This window comes from Saccharothrix mutabilis subsp. mutabilis, assembly GCF_039521145.1.
GTDB lineage: Bacteria > Actinomycetota > Actinomycetes > Mycobacteriales > Pseudonocardiaceae > Actinosynnema > Actinosynnema mutabilis.
The window spans coordinates 299,190-321,291 of the sequence record NZ_BAAABU010000004.1 but is presented as its reverse complement, the minus strand read 5'-3'; the positions used below and the strand labels follow the sequence as shown (position 1 = coordinate 321,291).

Sequence of the window (22,102 nt, the reverse complement as noted above, 5' to 3'; positions counted from 1 at the left end):
CTCTAGGCCGTCCGGGGGTTGGACGGGGTCTTTCGGGCGCGGAAGACCCCGTCCACGGCTTTCCGGGCGCGTTCGTGGCTGGACGGCATTAGGTGGGTGTAGGTGCGGAGGGTGAAGCCGGGGTCTTCGTGGCCCAGGTACTCCGCCAACTCCTTGATGGACACCCCCTGGGCCAGGAGGACCGATGCGTACAGGTGCCGCATGGCGTGCATCCCGTCCTGGCGCTTGGTGTAGATCAGCCCGGCCTGCTTGAACGCCGGCACCCAGACGACCTTGTTGAACAGGTCCCCGTGGCAGACCTTTCCGTCCGCCCTGACCATGAGCAGGTTCACCGTCACCAGCTCACCGTTCGGCTTGTCCCAGGGGAGGGTCACGGCGGTGGGCGGGAACATCTCCAAGTAGTCGTCCACCGCGTCGAGCACGCCTTGCGACAGCGGCACCTGGCGCTCCTTGTTGCGCTTAGGCAGTGAGAACACCGGAGCCCGGTCGATCAGCCTGACCTGGCGCTGGACGTTGAGGACCATTGCTTCCCGGTCGATGTCCTCAGGTGAGAAGGCCAAGATCTCTCCCTGCCGCAGACCGCAGCCGGCACCCAGTGGAGCCACGATCTTGAAGCGCGCGTCCAGGGCGAGCTGGATCTTGTGAAGGCGCGACTCCGGCCACGGCACCACCTTGCGCGGTGACCGCTGCGGACGCTTGATGCTCTTGACGTTGCACGGGTTCTGGTGAATCCGCTTGTCGTCAACGGCCGAGTTCATGACCGACGAGAAGGTCTCGAACAGCAGGGCCTGGTAGGTGAGGCTGAGGCCCTTCTCCTGCATCTCGCCGAGCCAGTCGCGCACGAGCTGCGGCTTGATGGACACCAGCGAGCGGTGGCCGAAGTACGGGTAGATCTGACTGCGCAGCCGGCTACGAACCGTCTGCCGGGTGGCCGCGTCCGGCGAGTAGCCGTTGAGCCAGCTCTCCGCTTGGACCTTGAACAGCACCTTTCCCGCGTTGGGGTCGATGTACTTCCCCTCGCGCTTGTCCGACTCCATCTCGATGAGGAAGTCTTCCGCCTTCTTCTTCTGGCGGTCTGGGAAGCTCTTGGACCGCTCGACGCCTTCCGGGTCGATGTAGCGGACCTTGTAGCGCAAACCGGTGCCGTACAAGGAGGTCTTGACCCGGACGACCTCACGGGTGTCCGGGTCCTCGACCTCCTTCCACCAGCGGTCTTGGACGTGCCCCATGACAGTCCTCTCCTGTGTGTCGAATTGCCGAAACTTCTAGGCCGCGTCGAGGTCGAGGCCCTCGAACCACTCGCGGACCTTGGCCGGGTCCCACCGCAGGTGTTTGCCGACCTTCCGAGCCGGTGGCCCGTAGTTCTTGCTGCGCCAGCCACGGATGGTGTGCACCGGCACACCCAGGAACGCCGAGAGATCGTCAACGCCCCACAGCCGGTCGAACTCGTTCCCGCTCATTGCCGTCCCCCTCCCCTGCTCAGGCCGCTTGTGGAACTGCCGAAAGATCCGGCGGTGCTCCGCTGGCCGCGAGTAGCGCGCGGTCGTACTCGGCTCTCCACGTGACCCGTTGGGCAATGGCGTGCATGAGCAGGTGCGCGCGTGGTGTCACGTTCGGGTCGCCGGGCCGGACCAGGTGCCAGGACAGGTGTGAGGTGTCGCGTTCCGGCTTCTCGATGCCCACGGCCTTGAGCGCTTCCAGCACGAACCGCTTCCGGTCCGCGCGGTGGTCGGCGAGCGTCTTGCCTGACCACTTGCGCGAGACCAGCACCCGCCGGCCGGGCAGGCCGAGCGTGGTCCGGCGGTGCGCCCGCCCTTTGCAGTGCCCCGGCACCATGCGGGAGCCCGCGTTGCGTGGCTGGACCCCGTAGAGCAGCCAGACCGCGCACCGGTCCGAGCAGGGGGTGACGGCCAGCTCGTCCGCCAGGCGGTCCGCGTGCCGCCGCCGCCTGTCCGTGCGCTGCTCGACCACCTCACCGATCGACTTGGTGAGGTACTTGGTCAAGTACCCGATGTGCCGCCCGGCTTCCTCGGTGCCGCCGAGGATGCCCTTGGAGTGCACCTGCCGCCCGAACCGCACGACGTGTGCCGGCTCGTCCACCGCCTCAACCGCGTCTTCCCACCTGGTCAGCGGCCGGCGGGTGTCCGGGTCCACGAAGGTCTTCGCGTTGCCGTCCCAGACCGGCAGGCGCTCCCCGCCGTAGACCCGCTCGTCGTGGTTGGGCCACCACACCTGGTGGTAGGTAGCCGCAGTGACCAGCCGGATGGTGTCGTGCGGGACCGAACCGCGGAATGCCGCGTGCAGGTGAGGAGCCGCCCGTCGCTGAGGTTCCACGGTGGCGAAGTACTGCACGTCCCACCCGGCGACCCGCCGGAGGTTCTGCCACCACCGGTCAACCAGCGACGCGAAGTGCACCGCGTCCCGAGCAGCCCGCCGGTAGTCGTAGGTGTCCGGCTCCACCGGCGTCCCGTCATCACGCACCCGCCCGTAGGTGTCCAGCGTGAGCGTGACGAACATCGACGGTCGGAACCGCCCCGCGAACTCCCGCCCCACGGTCCGCTTCTCGACCCGCCGCTGAGGCAGCTCGGGCGCATCCTGCCGCCGCTTGGTGGACCGCTTGACCGGCCGCTTCCCCAGCGCATCCGGCGAGGGCAGCCGCCCACGCACACCGAGTTGCCGAAGTTCCGCGTCAACGCCGCCGATCTCGTCCCGCAGCTCGTCCGCGTCCCCGGCCTGCCCAGCCTCAACCGCGTCCCGGTACGCCTTGACCAGGTCCGCCCGGTACGTCAGCAGCGCTGTCTGGTCATCCGTAGGCGGGTCGGGCGTGAAGTCGGGTTCCTCGGTGAGGTGCCACCCTTCCCGACACTGCGCCATCCGCAACGCCTTCGCCTTCTTGGCACACGGCCCGCAGACGCTCTCCACCGTGGACCCACACGGCACCGCGACGTACCGAACCTCAAAGCTCTCCCGGTCCTCCACTTCCATCGTGAAGGGCCGAACGCAGACCCCGTACTTCTCGGCGGCAGCCTTGGCGACGTCCAGTGCGATGGGCTGCTTCATGCGCTCAGCGCGCGTCTCACCGGTCATGCAGCAGCACCCCCTTCGCTGCCGCCAGGGCGGCCGGGGAACTCGTGCACGGTCGCCGGGGCGAGGAACAAGCCCAGCTCGACCAGGTCCGCGTCCGTGACGTGGAAGGCCCGAGCCCGGTCCGGCTCCCGCTGCCCATCCGTCTTCACCCAGGCCACGCCGGGCGTGTTCTCGCTGATCTCGTGCGCCGCCGCCCCGCGCTGCCTAACACCGTCCCCCAGGACCATATCCACCTGTTGCGGCTCGTCCAGCCGCAGCGCCACCCGAGTGGTGAACAAGTGGCGGAACGACACAACCTCCTTACGCGGGTCCTGCACCAGCCCCACGACGGCATAGCCGGGTGCCCGGCCCTGAGAGGTGATCGTCTGGATAGCCCGAGCGGCCCGTTCCCGGAGTTGCTTGTCGGGCTGGTAGGCGATTAGGTCCGCCAGCTCGTCCACCACGAGCACAGTGAACGGCTCGCCAGTGGACCGAGCCCACAGCCGGCGGATGCCTCGGTAGCGGGTGGCCCGCTCCTTGACCTCGGCGGCGATCTCTTCCAGCAGGGCGACGGCGTCCGGTCCGTTGTCGTAGACGACCCGGTCGAAGGCGTCCGGGCACTGGCCCAGCTCCATCCCGCCCTTCGGGTCGATGCCCACCAGCCGGACCAGACCCGCCCGAACCGCCGGAGCGAGCTGCCACACCAGCGACCACAACACCGAGCCCTTACCCGCACCCGGCACACCCACCACGAGCACCTGCGACCCCAGCAACCGCAGCCGCCACGGCTTGCCGTTCTCCGTCCGGCCGACCGTCACCCGCCGCAGGTCCACCTCCGCCGAGTCCACCAAGGCTGGGACCGGCAGGGGCCGGAGCAGCGGGTCACGGTGCACGAAGTCCAGCTCCAACAGCCGGGGCCGCAGCACCCGCACCCGGCACGACCGAGCGCCGAACGAGTGCGCCAACCCCTCGCGCCGCAGCTCCCACGCTTCCGGGGACTGAGCAGGGATCATCCGCACCCGGACGCGGTCCCGCCATCCGTCCGACCGCACCCGCCGCAGCCTTGGGCGGTGCTCACGGCCCCGGCTGTCCTTGGACAACTCAGCCAGCCGCACCACCGTTCGCCAACGGGGCACGTACACGGTCGCGCGCCGCCACTCCGTGAGCAGCCGGTACCAGCAGTGCCGCAGAAACGACTCCCGCGCCAGCCCGTACCAAACCGTCAGCGCGCAGACCAGCGACAACACCGCCAGCACCAGCGGCGACAGGCCGAACTGCAACCAGCACCACGCCGCCAACGCCGGCACCAACGTCACCACCGGATACCGGCTGACGACGAGCACCAGGCGCACGACGAGCAAGAGCACCAGCCACACGAGCGCCAACACGCCCGCGAGCCACTTCACCTTGCCCGGCAACAACATCCACCACGGCACCCGAGGCCGAGCACCCTCGAACGGAGCCGGATCAACCCACTTCCCGCCGTTCACCGCGCACCACCGCGCGTGGTGGAAAAGATCAACGGCAACGCACCCGAACACGGGTCGCATTGCGTCTGGCCAACCAGGAGCCGTGCGAACCGCTTGCAGCTCGCACAGCGCGTCCGGGTGACCCCCTCTGGCGCTCGTTCGCGCCGTGGTTCTACGCTCACGTCTGTTCACTCCGCATCGCGTGGTGGACAACGCAGGAGCGGCAAGGTTGGTAGCCGGGTTCCGCTCCTGCGTCTTACGTTTCCGTTGTGCCGCAACAAGGTGTGCGGCATCGCCGCGTGACCCAGCAAGATCACGCGCTATGTCCAAACTGGACCGTTTAGGCGTCCACGTCGAACTCTTCGGCGGCATCACCCCCGCCCGCCGGCTCGATCTGCTCGCCCTTCTGCCGCTCCCGGTTGGCCCAGTACAGGGCTTCGTGGTGGTGCCCCCGGTCCACCTCCGCGACCTGCGCGTAGATCCGAGCGCTCCGCAGGTAGAAGGTCCGCCAGACCCGCTCATCCGCGTTCGGGGCTGGGATCAACCGCGACAGCGCTTCATGCGCATCCTTGAGCGTCTGGACCGCCCGCGCCTCAGCCCACAAGTCCGTGCGCCGGCGCTTCACTGCCCCTCACCACTCTCGGCAGGCACGCGCAGCGTGTGCGCCCCTTCCGGCCACTCACCATCCGCGATCAACTCGTTGACGTCCGCCTGGTGGTCGAACATCTCCGCCGCGTGCAGTGCCGCCGCCTTCGCCCACCAGGGCGTGCTGTCCAGCGCCGCGAGCTGCCGCCACAACTTCGCCACCGTCCGGTACGACGGAGCGATCCGCCGAGCCGCAGACGGGTCGTCAGCCGACACGTAGCGGTTCGCCTCATGCGCGTCCGTGTAGGTCCGGTACGCCGCCTGCCACTGGGCGACCAGTCGCTGAAGATCGGACACGGGTCACGCAGCCTTGGCGTCAGAGCCGCCGTTCGGCTTACCCGCCGCCGACCCCGAGCCCGCCGCCTTCCCGGCCGCGCGGAAGCCGGTCGCCCGGAACAGGAACGACTGGTACTTGAACTCCCCGTTGCCCGCGACGCGCGGCTCAGCCGTCAGCCCGTCCAGCTCGATGGGCCGCATCCCCGGCAGCACCTCACCGGTCGTGGGCACCGGCTGCACGTCCGCCAACAAGGTGATCTCGAAGCTCTTCCGCTTGGCGTTCGGCTCGTGCGGGTCCGTGACCGACACCTTCCACTGCCGCTTGCCCGTGGACTCGTCCACCCGCTGCCGCACCGGCCGCCCGGCCGCCCGCTCGTCCCGCGTCTGGTACTCGGTGTCCGGCATGACGTCCCCGACCATCACCAGGCCCTGCGGGAAGGCGTCATCGAAGTCGATCGGGAACCGGTGCCCCTTGCTGATCGCCACTGTTCCGCTCCTCTGACTGGGAGCCGCTCTTCTGCGGCTTGCCCAACCAGATTCGGCAGCGATTCGTCCCGTCCCAGGTCCGCCCGGGTCTCACCTGCCGCGTGTCGGTCGCAAGTTGTCTCGTCTTTGTCTCGTCCCGGTGCTAGCCTCGACCAATCGCCAGAACGGGGGGAGACCGTATGGCCACCGAGTCCACACTCCTTCGGGTGCTGCTCAGGCAACGCCACATGCAGGGCTACCGAGTCTTCTGCAAGGAGTACGACCGCATCGCCAAGCAGCTAGACACCGACCTCATCGGCCGCTACCCGAGCAAGGCCCAGTTCTACCGCTGGCTGTCCGGCGACTTGTTGGGCCTGCCATACGCCGACCACTGCCGCATCCTCGAAAAGATGTTCCCCGGCTGGACCGCCGAACAACTCCTGTCCCCACACGAGGGCGACACAGACAGCCTCGTGACGCCACCCCAGCGCACCGCGGCTTCCACCCCACCGGTCCCGCGCCCAGTCCAGATGCCCAAGCAGAACCGCCTGGCCGACGTCACCGCCGTCTACGCCAGCCGCACCGAGTTCCTGCACAACGTCACCCCACGAGCCCTGTTCGAGGGCGCGAAGACCATCGACGTGGCCGGCCTGTCCCTCAACGTCCTCTGCCAGCAGTACTCAGACCGCCTACTCCTGGACTCCATCGAGACAGGCACGGTCATCAGGGCACTGTTCCTAGACCCGAACGGCACCAACATCACCGCCCGCGAACGCGAGGAAGGCCTACCCGAAGGCCACCTCTCATCGTTCACCAAGCTCAACATCGAGGCCCTACAGCGAGTCGCCTCCAAGGTGAGCCCGGAAGCACAAGGCCGCCTCGACATCCGCACCTACGACGAGCCGGTCCGCTACAACATCCTCATCACCGACCAGGCCAAGTGCGTGGTGCAGCCCTACCTACCCGACGCACGAGGCGTCGAGTCCCCCACCCTGGTCATCGAGAAGGACGCCGCCGTACCAGGCCTGTTCGACACCTTCTCCCAGGTGTTCACCTCCATGTGGGATCGCTCAAAGGAGATCAACTGATGCGACCACTCGACCAGTTGGCCGAGATCGCACAGAAGGCCGTAGCTATTGGGGCCGATCTAATCAGGACCACGCGTCCGACGACCATCACAGTGAAGTCGGATCGAGATATCTTCACTGACGTCGATGTGGAGGTCGAGCGCGCGATTCGCAGGTACTTGAGCGAAGTCACCCCTGAGATTGGTTTCATCGGAGAAGAGGAGGGGCGCAGCACACAGGCACCTGGCAGTCGCGCGGTTTGGGCGCTTGACCCAATTGACGGAACGGCAAATTTCTCACACGGCATACCTCTATATGCAACACAAATTGCGCTCCTTCACGACGACACCGCGTTCGTTTGTGCCGTATCGCTACCTTACTCTTCGCAGACATATTGGGCCGCCCGAGGGCTTGGCGCATACGCTGGCGACAAACGAATTCAGGTGAGCAAGACAACCGATCCGGCGAACTCAATCGTCTCAATTGGAGACTACGCGACGGGCGATGGGGCACAGGAGAAAAATCGTAAGCGCCTCTCACTGACCGAAATGCTCGCTGCCCGAGTCGAACGCATTCGGATGCTCGGGTCCGCCGCTCATGATTTCGCATGGGCAGCAGAAGGCCGAACAGACGCGGTTGTAATTCTTTCGAACAACACCCTTGATATCGCGCCCGGCGCTCTACTGGCAACGGAGGCAGGCGCGTATGTAACAGATCTCGACGGGGCGCGATACACAAGCAAAGCAAGTGCAGTGCTGGCCGCAAACCCGGAACTGGCTAAAGCCCTGTTGTCGCTGATCAGTCAGTGAGCAAGGAACAAACTAAAGATTGAGTGTGGAGTCATGACCAGGAAGCCAGGCGGTAAACCGTACGAAGCATCCTTTCAGGATGACGCGCTTCTAACTCCCGACGAAGTGTCGGAGCTTACAGAGGCTGAAGACAGCGCCGCCCCCGTTTCTTACATGGGTTCAGACTTCGACGTCGAAGGGCTCGTCCGCCGCCTGGGTCGCGACGATATCGTCATTCCGTCATTCGGTCACAATGACGCGACCATCGAAGTCGCAGGTTTTCAGCGCGGTTTCGTTTGGGCACGTAATCAAATGGATCGGTTTATCGAATCTCTACTCCTTGGCTACCCTATTCCGGGCATTATGCTCGTTCAGCAGCCGAACATGAAGTATCTCGTCCTCGACGGCCAACAGCGACTGCGAACCCTCGCGGCATTCTACGAAGGCGTTTACGGCGGCAAAGAATTTGCCCTTCGCAATGTCGCAGAGGAATTCAAGGGTCTTACATACAAGACACTTGAGCCAGAGCTGCGTAGGCAGCTCGATAACACGTTCATCCAGGCGACAATTGTTAGGACCGATGGAACACGCGGATCCAGGGAGGCGATCTACCAGGTTTTTGAGCGACTGAACTCGGGTGGAACTCAGCTAACTCCCCACGAGATCCGAATTGCTCTTTACGCAGGCCCACTGATTGACTATATCGACAAATTGAACAAGTCAACGGCGTGGCGACAGTTGTACGGATCCTTCTCGCCAAGGTTGCGCGATCAGGAACTCGTGCTTCGCATCATCGCACTGTTTACCAAGAAAACAGAATTCTACCGGCCGCTAAAGAAGTATCTCAACGATTTTGCCGAAGAACACCGCGAGCTGAAAGGTCTGCCGACCAAAAAGATCACAAAACTGTTTGACCGAACTGCCGAACTTTTGCTAGCCGCAGCAGGCCGAGAGAGCGTCCGGTATCAGAGTCAGCAGGTCAATGCAGCCCTTACGGAAGCTCTATTCGTCGCCCTTATGAGCCGCCTCGAAACCACCGCCACGGAGCCTGCGCCCGAACAAATCGCAGAGTGGATCACAACCCTCACGAAGAATCGCCGAGTGATACCAGCCATCACGCGTTCGACTTCGAGCGAGGAGAACGTAAGGGTGCGACACAGGGCCGCAATGCGCATCTTTACTTCTGAAGAGGCGTAATATGGGTACTATTACGTGGCCTCCGAGACAGATTGACCCCTTAAAGGCGCAACTAGAATCACTCGCGTCAACCATTCAGTCGCCCCCGAAGCAACTCGGCGACAATGAAACGGCGTGGCTGACACGTTTTCTCGTCATACGATCCTGCGGCTTCTTAGAGCAAGTCGTGATAGAGGTGCTACGAACCTACGTTCGCGAGAAGTCGTACGGAATGGTCAAATCATTCGCTACGTCTCACCTCGATCACATGGCAAACCCGACCGCAGGAAATTTATGCGCACTTGTTGGCCGACTGGACGCCAATCTTGCCGACGCACTGAAGACTTTCCTCGACGAGAACGATCAATATTACTACCGCGAGCTAGCCGCCTTAGTCGATAAACGGCACCGGATCGCACATGGCCTCAACGAGGGTGTCAATCAATCAAAAGCGCTGACGTTCAAGGACGTGGCAGTCGCCATCTCAAAGTGGTTCATCGACAACTTCGATCCTCGTGATGGCGTTGCTGCGAAGCTAAAGCCCAAGACCTAGTGCGGCACTCGTGTTGCCGAATCTGGCTCTATGGGATCAAGGCGCGCGCCGCCTGCGGCGGCGCGCGGGTCGGTACGGGCGCACGTTGGCACCGACTCCCCGCATCGCGGCACGCCGGGCTCCCGCTTCGCTCCGCCCGTCGGCCGCGCGCGGAGTCGGTGCACGTGGCTGGCACGGCGGCGCGCCGCAGCAGCGGGAGCCTGACCTACAGCAGCTCCCAGCGGCCCGGCCCGGGACGATCGCGCGGTCACGGCGGTTGGCAGCGCTGGGCGCGGCGATCGGCTGCCGCGACGGCTTCGCCGCCTTGCCAACGGGAAGGCCGCTCGGCGATGAGCACCAGGCGCAAGACGCGTGAAGGGCGTCGCCCAGCCAGCTGTCTGCAAGGCACAGCTAGCCGGAGCGACGCCCTTCGCGGAGATCAACAGCCAGGCCGCCTCCAGGCCGTGAGGTGTCGAAGAAGGTTGGTCAACAACGACGAACGTTGACCAGGTATGCGCAGGTCAGACCACCATTCCACGCCGGAGCGCCTGGTCGGTCCGAACCCGGCGCAAGATCTTCACCATCTTCGAGGGGACTTCCGAGATCCAGCGGCTGGTGGTGTCGCGGGCGATCTCGGGCATGCAGATCCGCTGAACGTGACCGGCGGGGGACGGGGCGGGGTCTTTCCGGGCGCGGACGACCCCGCCCCCCTTAGCCTGCTGGGGTGATCGGGAGGCTGCAGTGCGTGGTGGTGGACTGTCCGGAGCCGCGTGGGTTGGCGGAGTTCTACCGGGGGTTGCTCGGGGGTGAGGTGGACCGGCCGGGGCAGCCCTGGGAGCTGAACGACGACTGGTCCACCCTGCACCATCCCGGCGGGGTGCTGTGCTTCCAGCGGGCGCATGACCACGTCGCGCCCGAGTGGCCCGATCCCGCCAAGCCGCAGCAGTTCCACCTCGACATCGCCGTGGAGGACCTCGACGCGGGTTCGGCCGAGGTCCTTCGGCTGGGTGGGGTCCTGCTGGACGACTCCGAGACCTACTGGCGGGTGTTCGCCGACCCCGCCGGGCACCCGTTCTGCCTGGTGTGGGAGTGACGGTCAGCGGCCGGCTTCGGCGAGCCACCGGCGTTCCGCGGTGGTGTCCGGGACCGGCGGCCAGCCGTTGATCTTCGCCAGCAGGGCCCAGTAGCGCTCCGCCCTCGGGTCGCCGAACTCCTCCAGCCAGCGGGACAGCTCGCCGCCCACCGGGAGGCCGGCGGCCTGGGACCAGCGGGCCGTCACGTCCTCGGCGATCCGGCGGCCCTCTTCGGAGGTCGGCTCGACGCCGGCCGCCAGGGCCTCCCTCGCCTTGGTCATCGCGTACTGGAAGGTCTCCATCTGCTCGGCGCTCGGGCCGGACAGGTCGGCGCCTCCCGCGCGCATCTCCTCGTGGCGCTCCGACATCCGGCGGATGGACGCCCGGAAGTCCTTGTCGCGCACCAGGTTCGCCAGTTCGATCCACGCCTCCAGCTGCTCCGGCGTCGGGTCGTCGGGCAGCTCCACCCGCACCGACCGCATCCGGTCCCGGAAGCCCGGGTCCAGGTCCAGGCCCCCGAAGACCTCGTCGAAGAAGTCGTCCAGGATCGCCTGGCGCTCCTCCTCCGACAGCCGCGCCAACTCGTGCACCATCTCCACCTCCCCGGTCCGGGCCACGACGCGCAGCACGGCCCGGCGCAGCCGGAGCGTGCGCAACTGCGCGTCGATGGCCTCCGCGTGCGTCCGGGCCACCTCGGCCACGGACACCTCGCTCGCCAGCACCCGGTGCGCGGTGGGCAGGTCGACGCCCAGGTCGCGCAGGGTGCGGACGAGCTTGAGCCGCGCCAACCCGTCGACGTCGTAGGTGCGGAAGCCGCCCGAGGTCCGCCCCGCCACCGGGACGAGGCCCGCGTCGGAGTAGAACCGGACCGTCCGGGTGGACAGGCCGGTCAGCCGCGCCAGATCGCCGATCGAGTAGTGCGTCACGCCGACCACCCTGGACTCTCCAGTTGCTGGAACTTCAACCGAATAACGCGATGATCCGGCACGATCTCGACCCGTGCCCGCCCTTCTCGACACCTACGGACCCCCGGTGGTCATCCTGCTGGCGACGGCGGTCGCCTGGCTCTACATCCGGCGGGCGCGGCGCAGGCACCTGCCGCGGCCGGTGGAACAGCGGGACGCCTCCGCGGTGCGCGGGTCGATGGCCGGGTCGGTGGTGCGGTGGCTGGTCGTGGCCGTCGTGCTCGCGGGTGCCACCGGTGCGGGGCTGTACCGGCTGTTGGGCAGGCCCGCGCTGCCGTCGGCCGCCAGTTTCACCACCGCCGAGCTGCTGGACCTGTTGAAGATCGGGCTGGCGGTCGTCGGCGGGCTCGGTGCCGTGGTGGCGTTGGCGGTGGCGTACCGGCGGCAGCAGGTGTCGGAGGCCGCGCACCTCATCGCCACCTGGCAGGAGGACCGCGACGACACCAAGTTCCTCAACGAGCGGTACGGGAAGGCGGCCGAGCAACTCGGGCACGACAGCTTCGCCGTGCGGCTGGCCGGCGTGTACGCGATGGGCGCGTTGGCGGACGACTGGGCGGAGCAGCGGCAGACGTGCGTGGACGTGCTGTGCGGCTACCTGCGCACGCCCTACCCGGAGGGCGACAGCACCGAACGCGAGGTGCGGCAGGCGATCCTGACCACCCTGCTCGACCGCAGTTCGCGCAGCGAGTGGCGGGGCGTGGACATGGACTTCCGCGGTGCGGTCCTGGAGGACCTGGACCTGTCGGACCGGACCTTCTACGGGGACTTCTCGTTCGACTTCGCGGAGTTCCGGGGGAAGTTGACCGACTTCGGCGAGGTGCGGTTCCGCGGCGTGACGACGTTCCGGGCCGCGACGTTCGCGGCCACGCACACGTCCTTCTGGGGCGCGTCGGCGAACCTGTCGAAGCTGGACTTCTCCTCCGCGACGTTCGCCGGCGACCTGGTCGACTTCTCGCGGTCGCGGCTCACCCGGGGGTCCGCGCTGCGGCTGGAGGGCGCCGTGTCGGAGGGGTGCGTGTTCCGCTACGACGACGTCGACCACGCGACCGTCGCCGAGTTCGCCGAGGCGTTGCGGCGGGAGGACGCCGGGGACCCGCGGGCCCCCGGCGCCGGTCCCGTCTAGTACGTCAGCGCCACGCCCGGGTCGGACAGGAGGCGGCCCACGTCGGCCAGGAACTGGGAGCCCTGTTGGCCGTCGACCACGCGGTGGTCGAAGCTGAGGGCCAGTTGGCAGACCTTGCGGGGCACGACCTGGCCGTCCACCACCCACGGCATGTCGCGGATCGCGCCGAACGCGAGGATCGCGGACTCGCCCGGGTTGATGATGGGCGTGCCGGTGTCGACGCCGAAGACGCCGACGTTGGTGATGGTGATGGTGCCGCCGAGCATGTCGGCGGGCGCGGTCTTGCCGTCGCGGGCCGTGGTGGCCAGTTCGTCCAGCGCCACCGCCAGTTCGCGCAGCGACATCCGGTCGGCGTCGCGGACCTTCGGCACCACCAGGCCGCGCGGGGTGGCGGCGGCGATGCCCAGGTGGACGTAGTCCTTGTAGACGATCTCGTTCGCCGCCGCGTCCCACGTCGCGTTGACGTCGGGGGTGCGGCGGGTCGCCAGGACCACGGCCTTCGCGCAGAACGCGAGCGGGGTGAGCTTCACGCCGCGGAACTCCGGCGTGTCCTTCAGCCGCGCGCGCAGCTCCATCATCGGCGTCACGTCGATGGTCAGGAACTCCGTGACGTGCGGTGCGGTGAACGCGCTGTCCACCATCGCCTGCGCGGTCGCCTTGCGGACGCCCTTGATGGGGACGCGGCGCTCACGCGCGCCGGACTCCACGGGGGCGGCGGCGGTGGCCACCGGCGCGGCGACGGCCTGCTCCACGTCCTCGCGGGTGATGACCCCGTTGGGACCGCTGCCGGTCAGCGCGTACAGGTCCACGCCCAGGTCCTTGGCCAGCTTGCGGACCGGGGGCTTGGCGAGGGGGACGTACCCGCCGGGCGAGCTGGTCCCGGTGAGCGCCGCCGAGGTCGCGGGCACGACCGGAGCGGACGCGGCCGGAGCGGACGCGGCCGGAGCGGACGCGGCCGGAGCGGGCGCGACCGGAGCGGCCGGAGCCGCGGGCGCGACCGGGGCGGCGGTGGCCACGCCGGAGGCCGGAGCCGCCGGAGCGGGTGCGGCCGGAGGCGTGCCCACGCGGGCGCGGCGCTTGGCCGGGCCCGACTTCGGGCCGTAGCCGACCAGGTTGGCCACCCGGCCCTCGGTCGCGTCCGGGGCCGTGCCGTTGGTGGCCGGGTTGGGCGCCGGGGTCGGGGCCGCCGCGCCGGACGGGTCGACGTCGATGGTGATGATCGGCACGCCGACCTCCACCGTCTGCCCCACCTCGGCGAGCAGCTCGGTCACCACGCCGTCCCACGGGCACGGCAGCTCGACCGCCGCCTTGGCGGTCTCGATCTCCACGATGATGTCGTTGACCTTGACCGTGTCACCGGGCCGCACGTGCCAGGTGAGGATTTCAGCCTCGGTCAGCCCCTCCGCCGTGTCCGGCAGGGGGAATTGCTTGAACTGCGGCATCCCAAGTGTCCCCTTACCAGGCCAGTGAGCGGTCGACGGCGTGCAGCACCCGGTCGAGGTCGGGGAGGAACTCCTCCTCCAGCTTCGACGGCGGGTACGGCGTGTCGAACCCGGTCACCCGCAGCACCGGCGCCTGCAGGGAGTAGAAGCACTCCTGCTGCACCTTGGCCGCGATCTCGCTGGTGATGGACGACTCGCTGGGCGCCTCGGACACCACGACCAGCCGGCCGGTGCGCCGCACCGAGTCGTAGACCGGGGCGAGGTCCAGCGGGGACAGCGTGCGCAGGTCGACGACCTCCAGCGACCGGCCCTCCTCCTCGGCCGCCGCGGCGGCGTCGAGGGCGGTGCGGACCATCGGCCCGTACGCGACCAGGGTGGCGTCGGTGCCGGTGCGCAGCACGCGCGACTGGAACAACGGCGAAGGCGCGGCGGTCGTGTCGACCTCGCCCTTCTCGTAGTACCGGCGCTTGGGCTCGAAGAACAGCACCGGGTCGTCGCACCGGATGGCCTGCTGGATCATCCAGTAGGCGTCGGCCGCGTTGGAGCACGACACGACCTTGAGGCCCGCCGTGTGCGCGAAGTAGGACTCGGGGGACTCGGAGTGGTGCTCGACCGCGCCGATGCCGCCGCCGAAGGGCACCCGGATCACCATGGGCAGCTTGAGCCGGCCCTGGGTGCGGTAGTGCAGCTTGGCGACCTGCGACACGATCTGGTCGAAGCCGGGGAAGATGAAGCCCTCGAACTGGATCTCGCACACCGGGCGGTAGCCGCGGATGGCGAGGCCGACGGCCGTGCCGATGATGCCGGACTCCGCGAGCGGGGTGTCGAGCACGCGCTGCTCGCCGAAGTCCTTCTGGAGGCCGTCGGTGATGCGGAAGACGCCGCCGAGCTTGCCGACGTCCTCACCCATGATGATGACCTTGGGGTCGGCTTCCATCGCCGCGCGCAGGCCGTTGTTGATGCCCTTGGCGATGGTCATGGTCTGCACCGCGGCGGGCGCTGCGGAGGTGGGACGGTCCATCGTCGGAGCAGCCATCAGTGCTCACCTCCCGCGAAACCGGCGTGGTAGGCCAGGAACTCGTCGCGCTGCGCCTCCAGGACGGGGTTGCCCTCGGCGTAGACCTGGCTGAAGATCCGCTCGGTGGACGGGTCGGGCAGGGTGACGCAGTGCTCGCGCAGCTCGATCGCCATCCGCTCCGCGTCCGCCTCGACCGAGTCGAAGAACTCCTGGTCGGCCCACTGCTGCTTGACCAGGTGCACCTTGACCCGCTCGATGGGGTCCTTGAGCTTCCACAGCTCCAGCTCGTCGGAGAGCCGGTAGCGGGAGGGGTCGTCGGACGTGGTGTGCGCGTCCATCCGGTAGGTGAACGCCTCGATCAGGATCGGGCCGTTGCCCTGCCGGCACTCCTCCAGCGCCCAGCGGGCGACCGCGAGGGTGGCGAGCACGTCGTTGCCGTCGACCCGGATGCCGGGGAAGCCGTAGCCGCGTGCCCGCTGGTAGAGCGGCAGGCGGGACTGGCGCTCGGTGGGCTCGGAGATGGCCCACTGGTTGTTCTGGCAGAAGAAGACGAGGGGCGCGTCGTACACGGCCGCCCAGACGAAGCCCTCGTGCACGTCGCCCTGGCTGGTCGCGCCGTCGCCGAAGAAGACCATGGTGGCTTCGCTGTCGGCGTCGCCCACCTTGCCGTCGAACTTCTGGCCCATCGCGTAGCCGGCGGCGTTGAGCACCTGGTTGCCGATGACGATGGTGTAGGGGTGGAACCGGTGCTCGACCGGGTCCCACGAGCCGTTGTCGGTGCCCCGGAACATGCTCAGGATCTGGCCCGGCTTGATGCCGCGGCACCAGGCCACGCCGTGCTCGCGGTAGCTGGGGAACGCCATGTCCATCGGCCGCAACGCCCGGCCGGCGCCGATCTGCGCGGCCTCCTGGCCCAGCAGCGGCACCCACAGGCCCAGTTCGCCCTTGCGCTGCAACGCGTTGGCCTCGCGGTCGGCGCGGCGCACCAGGACCATGTCGCGGTACAGCCCGCGCAGCTCCTCGGCCGTGATGTCGATGTCGAAGTCCGGGTGCTGGACGCGCTCACCCTCGGGGGTCAGCAACTGCACCAGGTCGGCGCCGCCCTCGTCTGTCGCTCGCAAGCCTGCGATCACCTGTTCCGCGGTCGGTTTGGCGGCGGTCGCCGGTGGGCTGCCCGGCCCCGGGTGCGTCCATTTCTCAGGGGACGACATTGCGCCTTACTCCTCGTCTACGAGGCCGCCAAGTCGCTTGTGACGACCTTGCGCGGCGGCACCGCCAGTCGCCGCCACCCTGGGTCGGGGAGGTCGGACAACCGTCGGCACTGACGGTGTTCTCATCCACATCTTGACACGCGCTCACTCGACTTGGTGAGCCCCGTCCCACTTTGTAACAGGCGACGCACCCCGCTGAACAGGGACAACGGTAGGAAGGCCAATCTTCGGCAGTCCGACCGAGGCGTTCGGTTACCGGACACCCTTGTCCCGGTTACCGATCGTTAACCACCGTCCGTACGCCGGCGAACACGGCCGGTCGGCTTCGACGCCGCCCGAAGAGCTGCGGATGTCGCGGCCGGCAACGGTGGACGTCCGAAGGTCGGGTCCTCACGGGGTTGCCCGGCTGGTGAACGCCCCGACCCGTGATTGGATCGGTCCCGTGGACCGTTCTGCGCTGACCCGTACCGTCCGTGGGCTCTGGGACGACGACATCCTCCCGAGCCTGTCCGAACTCGTCGCCGTGCCCGCGATCTCGCCGGCCTTCGACCCCGCGTGGGAGGAGCACGGCCACCTCGCCGCGGCGATCGACCACGTCCGCGGCTGGCTCGCCGGCCGCGACCTCGGCGCCACCGTCGAGGTCGTCACGCTGCCCGGTCGGACGCCGTTGCTGCTGGTGGACGTGCCGGCGACCGCTTCGACGAGCGACACCGTGCTCATGTACGGCCACCTCGACAAGCAGCCGCCGGTGGCCAACTGGTCCGAGGGCCTGGGCCCGTGGACGCCGGTCGTGCGCGACGGCCGCCTGTACGGGCGCGGCTCCGCCGACGACGGCTACTCCGGCTACGCGGCCGTCGCCGCGATCGAGGCCGTGCGCGCGGCCGGCGGGGCGCACGCCCGGTGCGTCGTGCTGCTGGAGACCGGCGAGGAGTCCGGCAGCCCGGACCTGCCCGCCTACCTGGAGCACCTCAAGCCCCGGCTGGGCGAGGTGTCGCTGGTGGTGTGCCTGGACTCGGGCGGCAACGACTACGACCGGATGTGGCTGACCACGTCCCTGCGCGGCCTGACCCAGGTCACGCTCACCGTGCGGGTGCTGGACAGCGGCATGCACTCGGGCATGGCCAGCGGGATCGTGCCCAGCTCGTTCCGGGTGGCGCGGCAGCTGCTCGACCGGCTGGAGGACTCCGCGACCGGCGAGGTGCTGGTGCGCGAGATGCACGTGGACATCCCGGAGAACCGGGTCGCCGAGGTCCGCGACGCCGTCGGCAGCGCGCCCGGCGTGCTGGTGTCGTCGGTGCCGTGGGCGGGGTCCACCGGTCCGATGGCCGAGGACGAGGTGGAGCTGGCGCTCAACGCCGGGTGGCGGCCGACGCTGTCGGTCACCGGCGCGGACGGGCTGCCCACCCCGGACGACGCGGGCAACGTGCTGCGGCCGTTCACGACCCTGGTGCTCAGCTTCCGCCTGCCCCCGACCGCCGACTCCAAAGCGGCGCTGGACGCCGTCGTGGCGAAGCTGACCACCGACGTGCCCTACGGCGCGACGGTCGAGCTGTCGCGCGTCGAGCACGCGGACGGGTGGAACGCGCCCGAGCTGGCCCCGTGGCTGCGCGAGACGCTGGACGTGGTCGGCAAGGAGGTGTTCGACGCGCCGTGGCGGACGGTCGCGCTGGGCGGCTCGATCCCGTTCATGGGGTTGCTGCACGAGGCCTACCCGGAGGCGCAGTTCCTGGTCACGGGCGCGGTCGGGCCGGACAGCAACTGCCACGTGCCCGACGAGTGGCTGAACCTCGCGCACGCGGCCCGTATCACCGAGGGCGTGGCGCACGTCCTGGACGCGCACGCGAAGCGGTAGCGGACGGGGGCGCGGGCGAGCCGGCGGAGGTCGGCCGCCCGCGTCCACCGGACAACACGGACGAGCGGTCTCGTGCACGACTCGGGTGAGCCGACCGCGGAAAAGGCCCACCCTGGGTAGCGGCTCGTTTGCCATGAGCAGCGCCGCCAAACGTGATCTGTGACCCTAACCCGTCAGTAACCGCTTTACTGGATCGATGCCGCACACTGGCCCGGTGAACGAGCAACGGCAGCAGGCCGAACGGGCGCGCCTGGGCGAGTCCGACTCGCCCACCGCTCCCTGGCGGCTCTGGGGTCCCTACCTCGCCGGACGCCAGTGGGGCACGGTGCGGGAGGACTACTCCGCCGGCGGTGACGCCTGGACCTCCTTCCCGTTCGAGCACGCCCGGTCGCGGGCCTACCGGTGGGGCGAGGACGGCATCGCGGGCATCTGCGACGTGCACGGGTTCCTCAACCTCGGCATCGCCCTGTGGAACGGCCGCGACCCGATCCTCAAGGAGCGGTACTTCGGGCTGACCAACAACGAGGGCAACCACGGCGAGGACGTCAAAGAGCACTGGTGGGTCACCGACGGCACGCCCACGCACTCGTGGATGCAGGTCGTCTACCGCTACCCGCAGGCCGAGTTCCCCTACGCCGAACTGCGCGAACTGGCCCGCGGCGCCGGCCGCAACGAGCGCGAGCCCGAGCTGTCGGACACCGGCGCGCTGGACGAGAACCGGTTCTTCGACGTCCAGGTGACCTACGCGAAGGCCTCGCCGACCGACATCTGCGTCGAGGTCACCGCCACCAACCACGGCCCCGAGCCCGCCCCGCTGCACCTGCTGCCCCAGCTCTGGTTCCGCAACACGTGGGCGTGGGGCCGGGACGAGCGGCGGCCGTCGCTGCGCGCCTGCACCGAGGACGGCTGGCGGCGCGTCACCGCCGAGCACGCCGCGCTGGGCCGGTACACGCTGCACGTCGAGGGCACCCCGACGCTGCTGGTCACCGACAACGAGACCAACGAGGTGGAGCTGTTCGGCGCGGCCGAGAACCCCACCCCGTACACCAAGGACGGCATCGACCGGTACGTCGTGCGCGGCGAGAGCCGGGCGTGCCGGGTGGTCGGCCCGCACGAGACCAGCGACCCCGGCACCAAGGCCGCCGCCTGGTACTCGTTCGACCCGGTGCAGCCCGGCGAGTCGGTGGGCGTCCGCCTGCGGCTCATCGCGGGCGACGGGCACATCGACGCGTTCGGGCCCACCTTCGAGGCGACCGTGGACGACCGGCGGCAGGAGGCCGACGCGTTCCACGGGACCGACCTGGACCCGCTGCGCGCCAACGTCGTGCGCCGCGCCCTGGCCGGCCTGATGTGGACCAAGCAGCACTACCGGTTCCGCACGCGGGAGTGGCTGGACGGCGACCCCGCGCAGCCCGCCGCGCCGAAGTCCCGGCAGTCGCCGCACGCCCGCAACGCCCACTGGCGGCACCTGGACGTCGCCGACGTCATCTCGATGCCGGACGAGTGGGAATACCCGTGGTTCGCGGCGTGGGACCTCGCGTTCCACACCGTGCCGTTCGCGAAGGTGGACCCGGCGTTCGCCAAGGAGCAGCTCCTCCTGCTGTGCCGCGAGTGGCTGATGCACCCCAACGGCCAGCTCCCCGCCTACGAGTGGGAGTTCGGCGACGTCAACCCGCCCGTGCACGCGTGGGCGGCGTTGCAGGTCTACCAGGTCGACCACGACCGGAAGTTCCTGGCGAAGATCTTCCACAAGCTGCTGCTCAACTTCTCCTGGTGGGTCAACCGCAAGGACGCCGACGGCAGCTACCTGTTCGAGGGCGGCTTCCTCGGCATGGACAACATCGGCCCGGTCAACCGGTCGGAGCCGATGCTGGGCCAGTGGCGGCTGGAGCAGTCCGACGCGACGTCGTGGATGGCCGCCTACTCGCTGCACCTGATGCGGATGGCGCTGGAGCTGGCGCGGCACGACGAGTCGTACGAGGACGTGGCCACGAAGTTCGTGGAGCACTTCCTGAGCATCGCGGAGGCGTCCACCCGGTTCGGTTCCGGCAAGAGCGGGATCTGGGACGAGGCCGACGGCTTCTGCTACGACGTGGTGACCCGCCGGCTGCCCGACGGCTCGGTGGAGTCCCAGCCGGTGCGGGTGCGGTCGATGGTGGGCCTGATCCCGGTGCTGGCGTGCGCGAAGCTTCCGCCGTGGGTGTTCGAGGAGCTGCCCGGGTTCACCCGGCGGCTGGAGTACCTGCTGGCGCGCCGGCCGGAGCTGGACCAGTTCCTGACCCGGCGCGACAACCGGGTGCTGCTGTCGCTGCTGGACGAGCGCAAGCTGCGCCTGGTGCTGGGCCGCATGTTCGACGAGGGCGAGTTCCTGTCGCCGCACGGCATCCGCAGCCTGTCGGCGGCGCACCGGGAGGGCCTGGAGGTCCAGGTGGCCGACCAGGAGCACCGGATGGGCTACGAGCCGGGCGAGTCCCGCACGCCCATGTTCGGCGGCAACTCGAACTGGCGCGGCCCGGTGTGGTTCCCGACCAACGCCCTGCTGGTGGAGGCGCTGCGGACGGTCGAGTCGTTCCACGAGGGTCGGTTCCACGTGGAACTTCCCACCCGCTCGCAGCGGCACATGACGGCCGGCCAGGCGGCGGACGAGCTGGTCAGGCGGCTGGTGTCGCTGTTCCTGCCCGACCACGACGGGCGGCGGCCGGCGGACGGCAAGCGGGTGGAGGCGACCGACTCCCCGCTGTGGCGGTCGCACGTCACCTTCAGCGAGTACTTCGACGGCGACACCGGCGAAGGGCTCGGCGCGACGCACCAGACGGGCTGGACCGCGCTGGTCGCGTCGCTGTTGACAGATCGTCGCCAAACGGGCGCTCTGAGTGTATCTATTGTGTGATTTAGCCCAAACGCCTGAACATCTTGTGCCCGAAAGGCTCCTGTGACGCAAGATTCATGCGTCACTTCGGGCTGTAACACGCGCGTGCTGTGCACCACGTCACCCAAGTGGCAGTATGCCGAACACTCGACCGACACAGTTACGAGGAGTGACGCCGTGGCCCGTCGTACCAGGCACGTGCTCGCCCTGTTGCCCGCGATCGCCCTTGCGGTCGTGGCGGCGGGCTGCGCCGAAAAGGTCAACAACACCCCGTCCGGCGACAGCGGGTCGACCAACGTCTCCCTGGTGAAGAGCGGCAAGTTGGTCACCTGCACCCACCTGTCCTACAAGCCCTTCCAGTACTCCGAGGGCGACAAGACGGTCGGCTTCGACGTCGACCTGGTGGACCTGGTGGCCAAGGAGCTGGGCGTCACCCAGGAGATCTTCGACACCCCGTTCGAGAACATCACCTCCGGCACGGTCTTCGCCACCAACGAGTGCGACCTGGCCGCGGCCGGCATGACGATCACCGACGAGCGCAAGCAGGCGATCGACTTCTCCGACCCGTACTTCGACGCCTCGCAGGCCCTGCTGGTGAAGAAGGACTCGCCGATCAAGGACCTGCCCGACCTCAAGGGCAAGCGCCTGGGCGTCCAGCAGGACACCACCGGCGAGGAGTACGCCAACAAGAACGCCGCGACCCACGGCTACACAGTCGTGGAGTTCGAGGACCTGCCGCTGATGGAGACCGCCGTCCGCACCGGCGCCGTCGACGCGGCCATCAACGACAACGGCGTGCTCTACGACTACGTCAAGGAGTTCCCGGACACCGCGGTGACCAAGGAGTTCGCCACCGGCGAGGCCTACGGCATCGGCATGAAGAAGGGCAACACCGCCCTCCAGGCCAAGGTCAACGAGGTGTTGAAGAAGGCCAAGGAGAACGGCGAGTACGACCGGATCTACGAGAAGTGGTTCGGCAAGAAGCCGGAGAAGAAGTGACCGGCTGAAACGCCCACGGGGCCGGTGCTCACGGGCACCGGCCCCGGCTCTTGCCCGAACCCCTGC

General features: G+C 68.4%; 20 protein-coding genes. 9 read left to right on the top strand and 11 right to left on the bottom strand.

What is annotated here, in order from left to right; all coding sequences use genetic code 11:
- Positions 1-2: 2 nt before the first annotated feature.
- The 7 genes from ABD126_RS12445 to ABD126_RS12415 all read right to left on the bottom strand — a co-directional run bounded on the left by ABD126_RS12445 (position 3) and on the right by ABD126_RS12415 (position 5,942).
- The gene (locus ABD126_RS12445; RefSeq protein ID WP_343933924.1) at positions 3-1,229 is read right to left on the bottom strand and encodes a tyrosine-type recombinase/integrase; all 1,227 of its coding nucleotides are present in this window, start codon (positions 1,227-1,229) and stop codon (positions 3-5) included.
- Between the two features lie 36 nt (positions 1,230-1,265).
- Positions 1,266-1,460, bottom strand: a complete 195-nt coding sequence (locus tag ABD126_RS12440; RefSeq protein WP_184926377.1) for a helix-turn-helix transcriptional regulator — start codon at positions 1,458-1,460, stop codon at positions 1,266-1,268.
- A gap of 19 nt (positions 1,461-1,479) precedes the next feature.
- The gene (locus ABD126_RS12435) at positions 1,480-3,087 is read right to left on the bottom strand and encodes a replication initiator (protein ID WP_343933923.1); all 1,608 of its coding nucleotides are present in this window, start codon (positions 3,085-3,087) and stop codon (positions 1,480-1,482) included.
- Positions 3,084-4,490, bottom strand: a complete 1,407-nt coding sequence (locus ABD126_RS12430; protein ID WP_425542802.1) for an FtsK/SpoIIIE domain-containing protein — start codon at positions 4,488-4,490, stop codon at positions 3,084-3,086. Before ABD126_RS12430 ends, ABD126_RS12435 begins: the two co-directional genes overlap by 4 nt.
- A gap of 385 nt (positions 4,491-4,875) precedes the next feature.
- Positions 4,876-5,160 (bottom strand): AMED_5909 family protein, encoded by a 285-nt coding sequence (locus ABD126_RS12425; RefSeq protein ID WP_343933921.1) that lies wholly within the window; start codon positions 5,158-5,160, stop codon positions 4,876-4,878.
- Positions 5,157-5,477: a hypothetical protein gene (locus tag ABD126_RS12420; protein WP_343933920.1), complete on the bottom strand. Its 321-nt coding sequence runs from the start codon at positions 5,475-5,477 to the stop codon at positions 5,157-5,159. Before ABD126_RS12420 ends, ABD126_RS12425 begins: the two co-directional genes overlap by 4 nt.
- 3 nt (positions 5,478-5,480) lie before the next feature.
- Complete coding sequence (locus ABD126_RS12415; RefSeq protein ID WP_343933919.1) at positions 5,481-5,942, bottom strand: hypothetical protein; 462 nt, start codon at positions 5,940-5,942, stop codon at positions 5,481-5,483.
- Positions 5,943-6,121: 179 nt separating this feature from the next.
- Between ABD126_RS12415 and ABD126_RS12410 the strand changes: the two genes are divergently transcribed.
- The 5 genes from ABD126_RS12410 to ABD126_RS12390 all read left to right on the top strand — a co-directional run bounded on the left by ABD126_RS12410 (position 6,122) and on the right by ABD126_RS12390 (position 10,577).
- The gene (locus ABD126_RS12410) at positions 6,122-7,009 is read left to right on the top strand and encodes a DUF5919 domain-containing protein (RefSeq protein WP_343933918.1); all 888 of its coding nucleotides are present in this window, start codon (positions 6,122-6,124) and stop codon (positions 7,007-7,009) included.
- Positions 7,009-7,797: an inositol monophosphatase family protein gene (locus tag ABD126_RS12405; protein WP_343933917.1), complete on the top strand. Its 789-nt coding sequence runs from the start codon at positions 7,009-7,011 to the stop codon at positions 7,795-7,797. Before ABD126_RS12410 ends, ABD126_RS12405 begins: the two co-directional genes overlap by 1 nt.
- Positions 7,798-7,830: 33 nt before the next feature.
- Positions 7,831-8,973: a GmrSD restriction endonuclease domain-containing protein gene (locus tag ABD126_RS12400; RefSeq protein WP_343933916.1), complete on the top strand. Its 1,143-nt coding sequence runs from the start codon at positions 7,831-7,833 to the stop codon at positions 8,971-8,973.
- Between the two features lies 1 nt (position 8,974).
- A complete protein-coding gene (locus tag ABD126_RS12395; RefSeq protein WP_343933915.1) occupies positions 8,975-9,505 on the top strand; it encodes a HEPN domain-containing protein in 531 nt (176 codons plus the stop codon).
- Positions 9,506-10,208: 703 nt separating this feature from the next.
- Entirely contained in the window at positions 10,209-10,577 is a 369-nt protein-coding gene (locus ABD126_RS12390; RefSeq protein WP_343933914.1) for a VOC family protein, read from the top strand.
- Positions 10,578-10,580: 3 nt separating this feature from the next.
- On the opposite strand, the gene ABD126_RS12385 is transcribed toward ABD126_RS12390, so the two are convergent.
- Positions 10,581-11,483, bottom strand: a complete 903-nt coding sequence (locus ABD126_RS12385; protein WP_343933913.1) for a helix-turn-helix domain-containing protein — start codon at positions 11,481-11,483, stop codon at positions 10,581-10,583.
- Positions 11,484-11,556: 73 nt separating this feature from the next.
- Between ABD126_RS12385 and ABD126_RS12380 the strand changes: the two genes are divergently transcribed.
- Positions 11,557-12,645, top strand: a complete 1,089-nt coding sequence (locus ABD126_RS12380; RefSeq protein WP_343933912.1) for a pentapeptide repeat-containing protein — start codon at positions 11,557-11,559, stop codon at positions 12,643-12,645.
- On the opposite strand, the gene ABD126_RS12375 is transcribed toward ABD126_RS12380, so the two are convergent.
- Genes ABD126_RS12375 through pdhA form a run of 3 tightly spaced genes read right to left on the bottom strand, consistent with a single transcriptional unit; the run spans position 12,642 to position 16,316 of the window.
- Complete coding sequence (locus ABD126_RS12375; protein ID WP_343933911.1) at positions 12,642-14,087, bottom strand: dihydrolipoamide acetyltransferase family protein; 1,446 nt, start codon at positions 14,085-14,087, stop codon at positions 12,642-12,644. The genes ABD126_RS12380 and ABD126_RS12375 overlap by 4 nt on opposite strands.
- A 13-nt stretch (positions 14,088-14,100) precedes the next feature.
- Positions 14,101-15,123 carry an alpha-ketoacid dehydrogenase subunit beta gene (locus ABD126_RS12370; protein ID WP_343933910.1) on the bottom strand — a complete coding sequence of 341 codons (1,023 nt, stop codon included), beginning with the start codon at positions 15,121-15,123 and terminating at the stop codon, positions 14,101-14,103.
- Positions 15,123-16,316 carry a pyruvate dehydrogenase (acetyl-transferring) E1 component subunit alpha gene (pdhA, locus tag ABD126_RS12365; protein ID WP_343933909.1) on the bottom strand — a complete coding sequence of 398 codons (1,194 nt, stop codon included), beginning with the start codon at positions 16,314-16,316 and terminating at the stop codon, positions 15,123-15,125. Before pdhA ends, ABD126_RS12370 begins: the two co-directional genes overlap by 1 nt.
- A 442-nt stretch (positions 16,317-16,758) precedes the next feature.
- On the opposite strand from pdhA, the gene ABD126_RS12360 reads away from it, so the two are divergent.
- The 3 genes from ABD126_RS12360 to ABD126_RS12350 all read left to right on the top strand — a co-directional run bounded on the left by ABD126_RS12360 (position 16,759) and on the right by ABD126_RS12350 (position 22,036).
- Positions 16,759-18,168, top strand: coding sequence for a M20/M25/M40 family metallo-hydrolase (locus ABD126_RS12360; protein ID WP_425542793.1), 1,410 nt, complete (start codon positions 16,759-16,761; stop codon positions 18,166-18,168).
- 214 nt (positions 18,169-18,382) lie between these two features.
- Positions 18,383-21,058 (top strand): MGH1-like glycoside hydrolase domain-containing protein, encoded by a 2,676-nt coding sequence (locus ABD126_RS12355; RefSeq protein WP_343933908.1) that lies wholly within the window; start codon positions 18,383-18,385, stop codon positions 21,056-21,058.
- A 156-nt stretch (positions 21,059-21,214) separates the two neighbouring features.
- Positions 21,215-22,036 (top strand): transporter substrate-binding domain-containing protein, encoded by an 822-nt coding sequence (locus ABD126_RS12350; RefSeq protein ID WP_343933907.1) that lies wholly within the window; start codon positions 21,215-21,217, stop codon positions 22,034-22,036.
- Positions 22,037-22,102: the final 66 nt, after the last annotated feature.

Excerpts from the sequence above, each read along its gene's own strand:
- ABD126_RS12445 (WP_343933924.1), bottom strand. The coding sequence starts at position 1,229 with ATGGGGCACGTCCAAGACCGCTGGTGGAAGGAGGTCGAGGACCCGGAC.
- ABD126_RS12440 (WP_184926377.1), bottom strand. The coding sequence starts at position 1,460 with ATGAGCGGGAACGAGTTCGACCGGCTGTGGGGCGTTGACGATCTCTCG.
- ABD126_RS12435 (WP_343933923.1), bottom strand. The coding sequence starts at position 3,087 with ATGACCGGTGAGACGCGCGCTGAGCGCATGAAGCAGCCCATCGCACTG.
- ABD126_RS12430 (WP_425542802.1), bottom strand. The coding sequence starts at position 4,490 with ATGTTGTTGCCGGGCAAGGTGAAGTGGCTCGCGGGCGTGTTGGCGCTC.
- ABD126_RS12410 (WP_343933918.1), top strand. The coding sequence starts at position 6,122 with ATGGCCACCGAGTCCACACTCCTTCGGGTGCTGCTCAGGCAACGCCAC.
- ABD126_RS12405 (WP_343933917.1), top strand. The coding sequence starts at position 7,009 with ATGCGACCACTCGACCAGTTGGCCGAGATCGCACAGAAGGCCGTAGCT.
- ABD126_RS12400 (WP_343933916.1), top strand. The coding sequence starts at position 7,831 with ATGACCAGGAAGCCAGGCGGTAAACCGTACGAAGCATCCTTTCAGGAT.
- ABD126_RS12395 (WP_343933915.1), top strand. The coding sequence starts at position 8,975 with ATGGGTACTATTACGTGGCCTCCGAGACAGATTGACCCCTTAAAGGCG.
- ABD126_RS12375 (WP_343933911.1), bottom strand. The coding sequence starts at position 14,087 with ATGCCGCAGTTCAAGCAATTCCCCCTGCCGGACACGGCGGAGGGGCTG.
- ABD126_RS12370 (WP_343933910.1), bottom strand. The coding sequence starts at position 15,123 with ATGGCTGCTCCGACGATGGACCGTCCCACCTCCGCAGCGCCCGCCGCG.
- pdhA (WP_343933909.1), bottom strand. The coding sequence starts at position 16,316 with ATGTCGTCCCCTGAGAAATGGACGCACCCGGGGCCGGGCAGCCCACCG.